Annotated in this window: 11 protein-coding genes; 8 read left to right on the top strand and 3 right to left on the bottom strand. The window is 71.2% G+C overall.

Going from position 1 to position 14396, the window contains the following annotated elements; all coding sequences use genetic code 11:
• Positions 1 to 69 precede the first annotated feature (69 nt).
• The 5 genes from FYX01_RS12565 to FYX01_RS12545 all read left to right on the top strand — a co-directional run bounded on the left by FYX01_RS12565 (position 70) and on the right by FYX01_RS12545 (position 6788).
• Positions 70 to 645, top strand: coding sequence for a DUF3000 domain-containing protein (locus FYX01_RS12565; RefSeq protein WP_150240831.1), 576 nt, complete (start codon positions 70 to 72; stop codon positions 643 to 645).
• Positions 646 to 718: 73 nt separating this feature from the next.
• Positions 719 to 1981: a ribonuclease D gene (locus FYX01_RS12560; RefSeq protein ID WP_394350461.1), complete on the top strand. Its 1263-nt coding sequence runs from the start codon at positions 719 to 721 to the stop codon at positions 1979 to 1981.
• Positions 1982 to 2181: 200 nt separating this feature from the next.
• Positions 2182 to 3228 (top strand): tetratricopeptide repeat protein, encoded by a 1047-nt coding sequence (locus tag FYX01_RS12555; RefSeq protein WP_150241298.1) that lies wholly within the window; start codon positions 2182 to 2184, stop codon positions 3226 to 3228.
• Between the two features lie 216 nt (positions 3229 to 3444).
• On the top strand, positions 3445 to 4644 hold the full coding sequence (locus tag FYX01_RS12550; RefSeq protein ID WP_150240829.1) for a thiolase family protein: 1200 nt from the start codon (positions 3445 to 3447) through the stop codon (positions 4642 to 4644).
• Positions 4641 to 6788 carry a 3-hydroxyacyl-CoA dehydrogenase NAD-binding domain-containing protein gene (locus FYX01_RS12545; protein ID WP_394350460.1) on the top strand — a complete coding sequence of 716 codons (2148 nt, stop codon included), beginning with the start codon at positions 4641 to 4643 and terminating at the stop codon, positions 6786 to 6788. Before FYX01_RS12550 ends, FYX01_RS12545 begins: the two co-directional genes overlap by 4 nt.
• 59 nt (positions 6789 to 6847) lie before the next feature.
• Here the strand turns inward: FYX01_RS12545 and FYX01_RS12540 are convergent, their stop codons facing one another.
• A complete protein-coding gene (locus FYX01_RS12540; RefSeq protein ID WP_150240827.1) occupies positions 6848 to 7147 on the bottom strand; it encodes a YrhK family protein in 300 nt (99 codons plus the stop codon).
• A 164-nt stretch (positions 7148 to 7311) separates the two neighbouring features.
• Here FYX01_RS12540 and FYX01_RS12535 point away from each other — a divergent pair, with 164 nt between their 5' ends.
• Positions 7312 to 8184, top strand: a complete 873-nt coding sequence (locus tag FYX01_RS12535; RefSeq protein WP_150240825.1) for a hypothetical protein — start codon at positions 7312 to 7314, stop codon at positions 8182 to 8184.
• Between the two features lie 128 nt (positions 8185 to 8312).
• Here FYX01_RS12535 and FYX01_RS12530 read toward each other — a convergent pair whose 3' ends face one another.
• Positions 8313 to 10538 carry an MMPL family transporter gene (locus FYX01_RS12530; protein ID WP_150240823.1) on the bottom strand — a complete coding sequence of 742 codons (2226 nt, stop codon included), beginning with the start codon at positions 10536 to 10538 and terminating at the stop codon, positions 8313 to 8315.
• 148 nt (positions 10539 to 10686) lie between these two features.
• Between FYX01_RS12530 and FYX01_RS12525 the strand changes: the two genes are divergently transcribed.
• Positions 10687 to 11433: a TetR/AcrR family transcriptional regulator gene (locus FYX01_RS12525; protein WP_150240821.1), complete on the top strand. Its 747-nt coding sequence runs from the start codon at positions 10687 to 10689 to the stop codon at positions 11431 to 11433.
• A gap of 443 nt (positions 11434 to 11876) precedes the next feature.
• Positions 11877 to 12959, top strand: a complete 1083-nt coding sequence (locus FYX01_RS26620; RefSeq protein WP_317846061.1) for a neutral zinc metallopeptidase — start codon at positions 11877 to 11879, stop codon at positions 12957 to 12959.
• Here the strand turns inward: FYX01_RS26620 and FYX01_RS12515 are convergent.
• Entirely contained in the window at positions 12952 to 14349 is a 1398-nt protein-coding gene (locus tag FYX01_RS12515) for an FAD-dependent oxidoreductase (protein WP_150240817.1), read from the bottom strand. The genes FYX01_RS26620 and FYX01_RS12515 overlap by 8 nt on opposite strands.
• Positions 14350 to 14396: the final 47 nt, after the last annotated feature.

Below are 14396 nucleotides of genomic sequence, written 5' to 3'. Positions count from 1 at the left end.
GCGGAGCATGTCCAGACCACCCCCCCGCCGAGACGTGATCACCACAGAATGAAGGCTGACGTTTCCACCATGCCCGATGTCGGTAACGCCGAGAACGAACACGAGACGTTCCGGCGAGCGGTCGAGGCCCTGCGCTCACCCCTCCTGCGCCCCGAGATCACCGTCCGGGAGATCCCCGCCCCCCAGCGGCTGGCCCCCCACTCCGCCGCCGTTTCGGCCGAGGTGACCGTGAACGGCGAGGAGGTCGCCTGGGGACGACTCATCGTGCTCTACGACCCCGAGAACACCCGCGACTGGCCGGGCCCCTTCCGTGTGGTCTGCCAGGCCAACTCCGAACTGGAGTCGGAGATCGCGACCGATCCGCTGCTCGGACCGGTCGCCTGGAGCTGGCTGACCGACGCCCTGGCCGCCAACGACGCCACCCACCACACGCTGAGCGGCACGGTCACCCGGGCCACCACCGAGGGCTTCGGCACGAAGGCGGACCAGGGTGCCACCACCGAGGTCGAGATGCGGGCCTCGTGGACGCCGGAGTCCGACGATCTGTCGGGGCACGTCAGCGCGTGGACGGCGTTGCTGGCCTCCGCCGCGGGACTGCCTCCGCTGGACGTCACCGACATCGCCCGACAGCGCTCCCGGCCCTGAGCGGATCCGCCCCGCGCGGGAACCCGCACGCCCCGAATCTGCGTCCGGTGGCGACAGCGCATACCGTAGTGGTGTGGCGAACGCGTTGAACTCCAAGACAGAACCCCGCGAACCAGGCAACGACGACGCCGAGAGGGCGCCCCTGCTCCGGGAACCGCGTGAGGGCCTGCCCGAGGTCACCTCCGACGCCGACGCGCTGGCCGGTGTGGTCGCGGCGCTCTCCGCCGGGACCGGTCCCGTGGCGGTGGACGCCGAACGGGCCTCCGGCTACCGGTACGGACAGCGGGCCTACCTGGTACAGCTGCGCCGCGAGGGCTCGGGTTCGGCGCTGATCGACCCCGTCTCCTGTCCGGACCTGGGCAAGCTGGGCGATGCCGTGGGCGACGCCGAGGTGGTGCTGCACGCCGCGCACCAGGACCTGCCCTGCCTGACCGAGGTCAACCTGCGCCCCCGGCGGTTGTTCGACACCGAGCTGGCCGGGCGGCTGCTGGGCTACCAGAGGGTCGGACTGGGCTTCATGGTGGAGCGGATACTGCACGTTCGGCTGGCCAAGGAGCACTCGGCCGTGGACTGGTCGCAGCGCCCGCTGCCGGAGGACTGGCTGCGGTACGCGGCGCTGGACGTGGAGATCCTCGTCGAGCTGCGCAACGCCCTGGAGGCCGAGCTGGAGGAGGCCGGGAAACTGGAGTGGGCCCGCGAGGAGTTCGCCTCGGTCCTGGCCGCCCCGCCCAAGGAGCCGCGCCCCGACCCCTGGCGGCGCACCTCGGGCATCCACCGCGTGCGCAACCAGCGCGCCCTGGCCGCCGTACGCGAGCTGTGGTACGAACGCGACCGTATCGCCCAGGAGCGGGACATCTCGCCCGGGCGGGTCCTGCCGGACGCGGCGATCGTGGAGGCGGCGACGGTCATGCCGCGCACCACGGCGGAGCTGGCCGACATCCGGCAGTTCGGGATCAAGCTGGCGCGGCGCTACCTGACCACGTGGATCAAGGCGGTCAACCGGGCCCGCGACATGCCGCAGACCGAACTGCCCCGGCCCAACGCACCGGGCGACGGGCCGCCGCCGGTGAACCGGTGGGCGGACCGGGCGCCGGAGGCGGCGAGCCGGCTGGAGTCGGTCCGGGCCACGGTCACGGGGATCGCCGAGGACGTCGTGATGCCGACCGAGAACCTGTTGCTGCCGGACACGGTGCGCCGACTGGCGTGGGCGCCGCCGCAGACCGTGGACACCGACACCGTGGGGGTCTTTCTGCGCGAGCGCGGGGCCCGCGAGTGGCAGATCGGACTGACCGCGGAACCCCTGGCCACAGCACTGCTCGACGCTGCGAAAGCGTAGCCTCTTACCCTCCTCTCACCTTGTCAACCCAAGGGTGACCGAAGTCACCGCCCCACAAGGGGGGTTGATGCCTGTTCCATGGCCCCCTGTCCGATTAAGTTATAGAAACGTGCCTTGGGAGTACCGAGGCGTTGTCCGATGGGAATAACACCGCAGGCCATGAGCCGCGGTGCGCGAGCAGGGGAAAAGTGGTGAGTGTGCTGACGTTCTGGCGTGCGTTGCTGCGCGAGACCGGGCTGATCGGTTCGTCCAGGACCCGTTCGGCCGATACCGCCGCGCCCACGCGCGAGGAGCAGTCCGTGGAGCGACCGGCCACGGCGCCCGTGCCGAGCCCGGCACCGGTGGGCGGCGCGCCCACCGAACCGCTGTCCCTGCCGGCGGAGGAACGGGAGGGGGCGCCCGCCGCGCAGACGTCGGCCACGAGGACACGGGTCGCCGAGGCGGAGAGCGCACCCCCCGCACCCGTTCCCACCGCCGGGATGCGGGCCACCTCCCTGGAGCGGACACTGCGGGCCCTGGTGGAGCGGCTGGGCACCGAGCACCCGGACACGATCACCGCACGCAACAACCTCGCGACCAAGTACGCGCAGATGGGGCGCCGCCAGGCGGCCGTGCAGCAGTTCGAGCTGGCGCTGGCCGAGGCGGTGGAGGTCTTCGGCGAAGAGCACCCGCGCACCGAGATCATCCGCGAGAACCTGGCGTGGGCCTACGAGGACGCCGGCCGGCCGGCGGACGCCTCCGGGCAGTGGGAGATGCTGCTGCGCGAGCGCGAGCGCCAGTTCGGCCCGGCCGACGAGGACACGGTGGAGGCGCGCATGCGCCTGGCGGTCTGCTACCGGCGCAGCGGACGCCTGGACGCGGCCGTGGCGCACTACGAGCGGGCCATCGAGGACGTGACCGCGACCGAGCGCCGCGAGGAGCTGCGGCTGGGCCTGAGCGCCGCGCAGAGCATGTCGGGGCGCTACGACGACGCGATCGCACAGCTGCGGATGGTACTGGCCGGGCGGCGCCGCCGGATGGGCAAGGGCCACCTGGACACCCTGACGGTGCACCACCGGCTGGGTCGCGCCTACACCCAGGCGGGCCGTCCCGACGAGGCGGTGGAGGTGCTGCGCGACGCCTACCGCGTGGCGCTGAACTCCTCCGGCGACCCGGATGTCCGGCGGCTGACCCTGCGGCTGCGCCGTGACCTGGCCGGTGCCTACAACGCCGCCGGCCGCCACCGCGAGGCCAAGGCGCTGCTGTAGGACGTGGCCGGAACCGACGCGCGGGGCCGGGGGTGCGAACCCCCGGCCCCGAGGTGTGTCAGGAGACGTCGCCGGGCACGGGGTCCATCGAGGGCCGTGGACCGGCTCCGACCCCGTCCCGGCCCAAGTTCCCGGCCGTCCTGCTCGCACAAGTTGTTACTGACGAGTAGCATTGACACGACAGTCCACTCACCCACTGGAGAAGGAGGGGTCATCGTGCCGCGAACTGCCCGCGATGTCGTGTTTGTCGACGGGGTCCGTACCCCGTTCGGCAAGTCAGGCAAGGGCCTCTACGCCGAGACACGCGCCGACGACCTCGTCGTACGCGTGATCCGCGAACTGATGCGCCGCAACCCGGGCCTGCCCGCCGAGCGCGTCGACGAGGTCGCCATCGCCGCCACCACCCAGATCGGCGACCAGGGCCTGACGATCGGGCGCAGCGCCGCGATCCTCGCCGGATTGCCGACCAGCGTCCCCGGCTACGCCATCGACCGTATGTGCGCCGGCGCGCTCACGGCCGTCACCACCTCGGGCGCGGGCATCTCCTTCGGTGCCTACGACGTGGTCATCGCGGGCGGTGTCGAGCACATGGGCCGCCACCCCATGGGCGAGGGCGTCGACCCCAACCCGCGCTTCCTCTCCGAGAAGCTCGTGGACACGTCCGCGCTGGTCATGGGCAACACCGCCGAGAACCTGCACGACCGCTTCCCGACCATCACCAAGGAGCGCGCCGACGCCTACGCGGTGCGCAGCCAGGAGAAGGTCGCCAAGGCCTACGCCGACGGCAAGATCCAGGAGGACCTGGTCGAGGTCCTGGTCCGCTCCCTGGAGCAGGGCTACGGCCTGGCCACCCAGGACGAGCCGCCGCGGCCCGGCACCACAATGGAGTCGCTGGCCAGCCTGAAGACACCGTTCCGCGCGCACGGCAACGTGACGCCCGGCAACGCCGCCGGTCTCAACGACGGCGCCACCGGCGCCATCCTGGCCGCCGAGGACGTGGCCGAGGAGCTGGGGCTGGACGCCAGGATGCGCCTGGTGGACTTCTCCTTCGCCGGCGTGGACCCCGAGGTCATGGGTGTGGGCCCGGTCCCGGCCACCGAGAAGCTGTTCGCCCGCCAGGGCATCTCGATGGACGAGATCGGCCTCATCGAGATCAACGAGGCCTTCGCCGTGCAGGTGCTGGCCTTCCTGGAGCACTTCGGTCTCGCCGACGACGACACCCGCGTCAACCCGTGGGGCGGCGCCATCGCCCTGGGCCACCCGCTGGCCTCCTCGGGCGTGCGCCTGATGATGCAGCTCGCGCGCCACTTCGCCGAGCGCCCCGACGTCCGCTACGGCCTGACCACCATGTGCGTCGGCATGGGCATGGGCGGAACCGTCCTGTGGGAGAACACCAACTACGAGGGGGGCAAGTGAGCATGCCGATCGAGCAATCCCGCCCGTCACCCGCCACCACCCTCAACGGAGACGCTTTGCGTCACAGTTCTCTTTCAGAGCTCTTCAGCGACGAGGTCGTCACCAAAGCGCTCTCCCGTGACATCGAGCTCCCCTACGGCGCGGGCACCGCGGTCCTGATCACGCTGGACAACGGGCACGACCACACCAAGCCCAACACCTTCGGCCCCAGCGGACTGCTGAGCCTGGACGCGGCGATCGAGGCCGCCAGGGCGCGCACCGACATCGTGGCCGTGGCCGTCACCGGCAAGCCGTTCATCTTCGCCGTGGGCGCGGACCTGACCGGTGTCCCCGCGATCCAGAACCGCGAGCAGGCGCACGCCATCGGCAAGCTGGGCCACGACGTGTTCCGCAAGCTCGGCGAGCTGGAGGTGCCGACCTTCGCGCTGGTCAACGGAGCGGCCATGGGCGGCGGCGTGGAGGTGGCGCTGCACTGCACCTACCGCACCATCTCCTCGGGCGTGCCCGCGGTCGCGCTGCCCGAGGCCTTCCTGGGCCTGGTCCCCGGCTGGGGCGGCACCTACCTGCTGCCGAACCTGATCGGCGCCGAGAAGGCCCTCAAGGTCATCGTCGACAACCCGCTCGCCCAGAACAAGACGCTCAAGGGCCAGCAGGCCTTCGAGATGGGCATCGCCGACGCGATGTTCGAGCCCGCCGACTTCGTGGAGGAGTCGCTGCGCTGGGCCGCCCAGGTCCTCAGGGGCGACGTCGTGGTCGAGCGCCCCGAGGTCGACAAGGGCGAGGCCTGGGACAACGCGGTCAACATGGCCCGCTTCACCGTCGAGGGCAAGCTGCACGGCGCCGCCCCCGCTCCGGTCCGCGCGGTCGAGCTGGTCGCCGAGGCGAGGAACCGCACGCGTGACGAGGGCTTCGCCGCCGAGGACGACGCACTGGCCGACCTGATCATGAGCGACGAGCTCAAGGCGGGCCTGTACGCGTTCGACCTGGTGCAGAAGCGCGCCAAGCGCCCGGCCGGCGCCCCGGACAAGTCACTGGCCCGCAAGGTCACCAAGGTCGGCGTCGTCGGCGCCGGTCTGATGGCCGGTCAGCTGGCACTGCTGTTCGCCCGGCGCCTGGACGTGCCGGTCGTCCTGACCGACCTGGACCAGGAGCGCCTGGACAAGGGCGTGGCCTACGTGCACGGCGAGGTCGACAAGCTCCTGGGCAGGGGCCGGATCAACGGTGACAAGGCCAACCACCTCAAGTCCCTGGTGAGCGGTTCGCTGACCAAGGACGCCTTCTCCGACGCCGACTTCGTCATCGAGGCCGTGTTCGAGAAGATGGAGGTCAAGAAGCAGGTGTTCGCCGAGGTGGAGGCCGTGGTCTCCCCCGAGGCGGTCCTGGCCACCAACACCTCCTCCCTCTCGATCACCGAGATGGCCTCCGAGCTGAAGCACCCCGAGCGGGTCGTGGGCTTCCACTTCTTCAACCCGGTCGCGGTCCTGCCACTGCTGGAGATCGTCCGCGGTGAGAGGACCGACGACGCGACCCTGGCCACGGCCTTCGCCACCTCCAAGAAGCTGAAGAAGACCGCGGTGCTGTGCAAGGACGCCCCGGCGTTCGTGGTCAACCGCCTGCTCACCCTGTTCATGGGCGAGGTCCTGGGCGCGGTCGGCGAGGGCACCGAGCCCGAGGTGGCCGACCGCGCGGTGGCACCCCTGGGCCTGCCGATGTCGCCGCTGATGCTGCTGCAGCTGGTGGGGCCTGCGGTCGGGCTGCACGTCGCCGAGACCCTGCACGAGGCGTTCCCCGAGCGCTTCGCGGTCTCCGACGAACTGGCCGAGATCGTGAAGGCGGGCAAGACGGAGATCTTCGCCCCGGACCTCACGATCGACCCCGAGGTGAAGAAGATCCTCAGCGGCGGCGACAACCCGTCCGAGGAGAGCGAGATCCTGGACCGGGCGCTGCGCGCGCTGGCCCGGGAGATCCGGATCATGCTGGACGAGGGTGTGGTGGCCGAGGCCGCCGACATCGACCTGTGCCTGATCAGCGGTGCGGGCTGGCCGTTCCACACCGGCGGCATCACTCCGTACCTGGACAAGGTCGGCGTGTCCGAGGCCGTGAACGGCAAACCGTTCCACGAGGGCGACCCGAAGGCGTTCTAGCCTTCCCGAGCCCACGGCGGGCCCGGCGTCCACGCGGACGCCGGGCCCGCCGTTTCGTGTCAGAAGTCCTGGGAGGACTCCCCCCTGGCCGGGCCCCGGCCGGAGGCGCGGACGCTCCGGATGTGGAACTGCCTGAACAGCCGGATCACCGGGCGGATCAGCAGTTCGACGCTGCCGAGGAGGAAGCACCACGTGCCCGCCGTGGTCCAGGCCTCGGAGAAGAACATGATGCTGCCGGCGATGAACCACAGGGCGATCAGGATGTCGTTGACGATGCTCGCGGTCTCGTAGCGGCGCCGGATGACGAGCTCGTCGCCCCACACGTGCAGGACCAGTGGCCTGTTCTGCTCTTCGGACATGTTCGGCCCTCCCGTCGACGCTACCGAAGTCCCGGCCCGGCGCGGCGTTCCCACCCGAGGAGTGTCGGGCGCTTTTTCGCTGGTCGAACACCACGAAAGCGAAGAACAGGCACATGGCGACTACTCGTGCATACTTATCAGTAACCCTGTGTAACGTCTGACTCGTGGCAATATCCGCTGAACACCAGATCTACGCCGAGTTGTTCGCCGACGCCCCCGACATCGCCGTCGACTTCCTGCGCGGCCTCGGCGTGGACGTCCCCGACTACGACCGCAGCGAGGTCACCTCGTGCGACCTCGGCCACGTGGACCCCGTCGAACGCCGGTCCGACGTCGCGATCATGCTGCGCGGCCCCGGACCCGCTGACCCCCTCGACGAACTGATGGGTGTCATCGTGGAGGTCCAGCGCGACGAGAAGGAGCGCAAGCGCTTCACGTGGCCGGAGTACGTGGCCGCGCTGCGCTCCCGGCACGAGTGCCCGGTCGTCCTGCTGACCGTCTGCCCCAGACAGTCCGTGGCCGACTGGTACGCCGAACCGATCCACCTCGGCCATCCCGGCTTCGTCCTGCGGCCCCTGGTGGTGGGCCCGTCCGGGATCCCGGCCATCACCGACCCCGGAGAGGTCGGGCGGCGCCCATCCTTGGGTGTGCTGTCCGCCGCCGCGCACGGCGGCCAGGTCATGGACGTGCTGAAGGCCCTGCACACCGGCCTGGACCTGATCGACCGGGAAAGGGCCACGAAGTACATTGGATATACCTTGAACCTGCTGGCGAAGACCGAGGGACAGGCGGCTCTGGAGGAGCTGATGATGACTGACACGTACGAGTACAGCAGTGCCTGGACCGAGAGCCTCAAGGCCGAGGGACGGGCCGAGGGACGGGCCGAGGACGTCCTACTCTTCCTGAACGCATGCGGTGTCGACGTACCCGAGGAAGCACGCAGGCGTATCAGCGAATGCCGCGACCTCGACCAGCTCGGCATCTGGGTCCGCCGAGCCGCCACCATCTCCCACATCGACCAGCTCTTCGACGAGTGATCTGAGCCCACGGCGGGCCCGGCGTCCACGCGGACGCCGGGCCCGTTTCCGTGTGCCGGGCGGGAGGCGTCGCGGCACGCGCCGAGACCCCCGGCACACTCGGCACGGGACAGGCGGGGGACGGGAGGTCACACGCCCGCGTGCATCCGCCGCCCCTCCTCCGCGTCGTGCACGGCCTCGGGAAGCTCGTCGGTGTCGCCGCCCTCGGAGATGCCGATCCGGTCGTGCAGCCAGCGCAGCGGGCGCGGCAGCCACCAGTTGGCGCCGCCGAGCAGGCGCATCGTGGCGGGCACCATCACCGCGCGGACCAGGGTGGCGTCCACGAGCACCGCGATGGCCAGACCGATCCCGATGATCTTCAGGAAGAGCAGGTCCGAGGTGCCCATCGCCAGGAGCACGACCATCAGCAGGATCGCCGCGCTCGTGATGATCTGTCCGGTGTGCTGGAGTCCCGCCGCCACCGAGCGGATGTTGTCCCCGGTGCGCAGGTACTCCTCACGCACGCGGCTGAGCAGGAACAGCTCGTAGTCCATCGCCAGGCCGAACGCCACGATGGTGATCAGCACCAGGTAGGTGGGGTCGATGGTGCCCACCGCGTCGAAGCCGAGCAGTCCGGCGAAACCGCCCTCCTGGAACCCCCAGACCACCACTCCCAGGGAGGCTCCCAGGGACAGCGCGCCCATGAGCACGGCCTTGACGGGCAGGACGACCGAGCCGAAGGCGAGGAAGAGCAGGAACAGGGTCGCCGCGGCGATGAAGCCCACGGTCACGGGCGCCGCGTCGACGATCGCCGCCACGTTGTCCTGCTGCATGGCGGCCACACCGCCGACCAGGCTCTCCCGCGCGCCCTCGGGGAGCGGTTCGTCGCGTACGTCGCGCACGAGCCCGGCGACCTCCGGGGAGTCGGAGTCCCCCTGGTAGCCGACCATGACGTGGGCGACGCCGTCGCCGGTGCGCTCGACGCGGGCGAGGGAGGCCTCGGGCAGGGCGCCCAGGCGTTCGGCGTACTCCTCCAGGTCCTCGTCGCCGGTGTCGCCGAGCACGGCCACGTTGAGCCTGCCCAGGCCGCCCGCGGGGAACTCCTCGGACACCGTCTCGGTGGCGATCCGGGTTCCGGCGTCCTCGGGCAGGTAGCGCTGGTCGGTGGAACCGAGTTCGGTGGAGGACAGGCCGGAGCTGAAGACCAGCAGGACGCCGCCGACCGCGACCAGGGACACGGCGGGGCCGCGCATGACGGTGCGGGCCAGGCGCCACCAGAACCCGGCGTTCTCGTGCACGGTGCCGGTGACGGTGCGGCGGGGCAGCGGCAGCCTGAGGCGGTCGATCCGGTGGCCGACCACGGACATGAGCGCGGGCAGGAAGACCAGTGCGGCCAGCAGGTCGAACAGCACGACGGCGATGCCGCCCCAGCCGATCGACTTGAGGATGGGCTGGGGGAAGAACAGCAGGCCCGCGAAGGCGATGCCGACGGTGACGCCGGAGAAGGCCACGGTGCGCCCCGCGGTGTCGACGGTGCGGCTCACCGCGGCGGCGAGGCCGCGGCCCCGGCCCAGTTCCTCGCGGAAGCGGCTGACCATGAACAGTCCGTAGTCGATCGCCAGTCCCAGGCCCAGGATGGTGGAGACGTTGATCGCGAACACCGACACGTCGGTGACGTGGGTCAGGACGCGCAGGAGGGTCAGCGATCCGAGGATGGCCAGACCGCCCACGGCGAGCGGGACCAGACCCGCGACCAGGCCGCCGAAGATCAGGACCAGCAGGACCAGGAGGATCGGCAGGGTGATGAGCTCGGCGCGGACGACGTCGCTCTCGGCGGTCTCCGACAACTCGTGCTCGACGGCGATCGGGCCGCCCAGGTGGACTTCCAGACTGCTGGAGGACAGGTGGTCGGCGACCTCTTCGTACTGGTGGAGGCGGTCGGCGTGGGTCTGGCCGCTGAGGGTCACGGGGATGTAGACGGCGTGCATGTCCTCGGCCACGAGCATGCCGCGCTCGGTCTCGCCGAGTTCCTCGTCGAGGTAGAGGTCGAAGTCCGCGACGGCGTCCTCGGGCATGTCGTCGGCGACGCGCTGGACGGCCGCGGCGAAGGTGGGGTTGTCCACCCTCAGTTCGTCGCTGCGGTAGACGGCGATGATGTCGACGTCGTCGTGTCCCAGTTCCTCCTCCAGGACACGGGTGGCCCGCGCGGACTCGGAGCCCAGGTCCTCGAACCCGCTCTCGCTGACGTCGGAGAAGACCCCCGAGCCCCAGACGCCGGCGAAGACGGCGAAGAGCGCGGTGACGGCCAGGACCGCCCAGCGGAAGCGGTGGGTCCCCAGCCCGAGCCGTCCGAAAAGCCCCGTGTGCGTCGGCATACGCCGCCCCTTCAGGAAACAGACTCCATGTCCGTTAACGGTGTTTGCTAACGGCGTTCACTAAAGCGTGCGGGCGTTACGATGTCAATATAACCGACGAGGACCACGGCGCCCTGACCGGTGCCCGAGACGGGACGTAGCGCAGCAGATGACGAAACCGCAGCTGGACCGGGGCGCCGGGAAACCGAGCCGCCGCGAGCGTGTGCGCGAAGCCACACTCGCGGAGATCAAGGGGATCGCCCGCCGCCATCTGGTCGAGCAGGGGGCCGCCGGGGTGTCCCTGCGAGCCATCGCCCGGGAGATGGGTATGACCGCGCCGGGACTGTACCGCTACGTCTCGGGCATCGACTCACTGCTGGTGCTCATCACCGCGGACATGTTCGAGGAACTGGCCGCCGCGGTGGCCGCCGCCGACGCGAGCGTGCCCTCCGAGGACACCGACCTGCGCATCCTCACCTCGCTGCGCGCCTTCCGGTCCTGGGCCGTCACGCACCGGGCCGAGTTCGCCACCATGTTCGGTCCGCGCGTGCGGCTGGCCCCCGGAACCGACCTCACACCGGCCCTGGAGGCCGGGCGGCGCTTCGGCGCGACCTTTTACACGCTCTTCGACCGCCTGCTGTCCGAGGAGCGCTTCCCACTGCCCGAGGGAGACCGCATCACGCCCGGACTGGCCCGTGAGCTGCGCGCCTTCGCCGACACCTGCGGCTTCTCGGCTCCGCACATCCCGGTGGAGGCGATCATGGTGCTCAGCACGTGCTGGGTGCGGCTGTACGGCGTGGTGTGCATGGAGGTGTTCGAGCATCTGGACTTCGTGATGCACGACATGGAACCACTCTTCGAGTCCGAGCTTCAGAACATACTGACAGGCCTCGGGGTGCGTTACCAGACTCCGTGAAGTAGTCGTCCGGCTATCAGAAGCATGCCGGTTTAAGCCCCATACTGGAGGTCTGTGACTCTTGCCGGATTCGCCCCAGGTGGATGCGGCCCAGCCCGGCGTGCTGCGGCACGATAGCGAGGACGGACCCCGTGGAGAACCGACCCGGCGGCGAGCGGTCCGGTGGCGAGGCCCCCCGACCCGAACAACCCGGACCCGGAGACGCCCGACCCGAGCAAGCCGACCCCGAAAACGCACGGCCCGAAGGCGAGCGGCCCGGCGGCCCCACCGGTCCGGTGCACGACCAGCGTCCCCCGGAGCATCAGCGCGGCCTCCCCCCGCAGCCGATGCGGCCTCCACCCTGGGGGCGGCCCCCGCCCTGGGGACAGGCTCCGGCCGCCGGTCCGGACCAGGCGCACCGGCCCGGCCCGTACGGGCAGACCGGTCCATACGGCCAGTACCGGATGCCCGGCCCCCAGTACGCCCCCGGTGTCCCGGCCTCCCCCCACCCTCCCCTCCCCCAGAGCGCCCCGGGCGCGCACGGCGCGCAGATGGCGGGAGCGCCCACACCCCACACCCACCCCTATCCCCCTCCCCACACCCTCCAACCCGGCGCGTACCCGGGAGCCGGATGGCAGCAGCCGGGCCAGCCGTGGGGCCGACCCCACGCGGCGGCGCGGCCGCGCCGCCGCGGCCTGGGCGTCCTGGTCGGCTCGTCGGCGGCCGCCGTGATCGCCCTCGTCGCCCTGGCCGCGAGCATCCTCATGGTCGTCACCACCCCCCGCGAGGAGCCCCGTCCGAGCGGCACCGACCTGTCCGCCCACTACGACGACCGCCTGGCCGCGCGGCCCAACGGGGTGGAGGTCGACCTGGTCGACCATCCGCTCTACGGCGCGTCCGTCCCCGAGGCGGTCGACTGCGGTACCCCCGATCTGGACATGGGCTCGGACGAGTCCTGGGAGGAGTTCGCGACCGCCACGGGAACCTGCCTGGACGAGCTGTGGGCACCGACCCTGGAGGAGATGGGCCTGTCCGTCGGTCCCCTGGAGTTCGCCGTCACCCAGGACTCCCCCGACGCCGACGGCGCGGAGGGCTACACACTCGCCTACTACGAGAGCGACCTGGCCCGCATCACCGTCGTGCTGCCCAACGTGCGCCACATGGGCGCCCAGATCCCCTCACAGCACCGCGAGGACGTCTGGCTCGCCCTGATGGGGCACGAGTACGGCCACCACGTGCAGTACGTCACCGGTATCCTCAACATCTCGCACGACCTGCGCTGGAACGCCGGGAACGAGGAGGACGCGCTGGACACGCTCCGCCGCACCGAGCTCCAGGCCGAGTGCATGGCCGGGGTGGGCCTGCGCGGGATCACCGACGCCGACGAGGAGACGCTGGCGGCCGTCAACGCCAACTTCAACAGCGGCGGCGACCTCGACACGCACGGCAGCGCCGGCAACCGGGCGCTCTGGCTGGAGCGGGGCTGGTCGGAGCCGACCCTGGACGGCTGCAACACCTACGGCGCCGAGCCGGGCCAGGTCACCTGAGCATCCTGCGGTAGGCCTCCCAGCCGTGGAGCTTGACCCGCTCCCCCCGGTCCAGCTCCACGGCCTGCTCGGCCTCGGCGGTGTCGATGCGCAGCCAGTCCTCGTAGCCGCTGTGCGCGACCCCGCGCTCGTCCAGCACCGTCTCCAGCGGCACGAGGTCCGAGGCCGCCGCACGCAGCGCCTCGGCGTCCTCCAGCAGGGAGCGAACGGTCCCGGCGGCATCGGACTTGTTGGTACCGATCACCCCGGTGGCGCCCCGCTTGATCCACCCGGCGACGTAGTCCCCCCGAACCACGCGCCCGTCGGCGTCCAGGACCCGGCCCCCCTCCTGGGGGACGGTGCGCCCCTCGGGGTCGAAGGGCACCCCGGACAGTGGGACACCCGCGTACCCCACCGAGCGCAGCACCATCCCGGCGGGCAGGTCGGTGGTCCGCCCGGTGCCCGTCAGGCGCCCGTCCGTGTCCAGGCGGGTGCCCTCCACCCGCACCCCGGTCACGTGGTCCGCGCCGAGGACCTCCTGGGGCCGGGCCCAGAAGTGCAGGCGGACGGTACGGGGCCGGCCCTCGGGCCGACGCCGCGCGTGCTCCCGCAGGAGCCTGAGATTGGTGCGCGCGGCACGGGAGACCTCGCGCAGCTCGGGCGCCCCCGTGCCCACGGCGGTGGGGTCGATGTCGACCTGGTCGGCGCTCACGACCACGTCCGCTCCGGGCAGCGCGAGCAGGTCGCGCAGTTCGGGCGCGGTGAACTTGGCCTGGAGCGGGCCCCGCCGGGACAGCAGGTGCACGGTGCGCACACGGCTGGCGGCGAGCACATCCAGGACCGGCTGCGGGATGTCGGTGTGGCGGAGCTCGTCGGCGGTCTTGGCGAGGATCCGGGTCACGTCCAGGGCGACGTTGCCCGCCCCGACCACGACGACCTCCTCTGCGTCGAGCACGAACCGCTCCAACCCGGTGTCGGGGTGGCCGCAGTACCAGTTGACGAAGTCGGTGGCGGCGACGCTGCCGGGCAGGTCCTCCCCCGGCACGCCCATGCGGCGGTCCATGCTGGCGCCGGTGGCGTAGACGACGCCGTGGTGGGTGCGGGCCAGGTCGGCGCGGGTGAGGTCGGTGCCGAACTCGATCCCGCCGACGAAGCGCACGTCGGGATGTTCCAGGACCCTGCGCAGCGCTCGGGCCACGCCCTTGATCTTGACGTGGTCGGGGGCGACGCCGTAGCGCACCAGCCCGTAGGGGGTGGGCAGGCGGTCCATGACGTCGACGCGGACGGGCACACGCCGCTGCCGGGTGAGGGCGTCGGCGGCGTAGACACCGGCCGGGCCGGAACCGATCACGGCCACGCGGAGCGGTTCGGCGTCCTCGGTGGGCTGCTGCTCAGGTTCGGGAGAGGTCATACGCCCATTCTGGCAGCCCGGGGCGTTCCCGGGCTGCCGAAGGGGCG

The organism is Nocardiopsis quinghaiensis, from assembly GCF_008638365.1.
Lineage (GTDB): Bacteria > Actinomycetota > Actinomycetes > Streptosporangiales > Streptosporangiaceae > Nocardiopsis > Nocardiopsis quinghaiensis.
The sequence above is the reverse complement of the archived record's forward strand: the minus strand, read 5'-3'. Positions and strand labels throughout refer to the sequence as shown.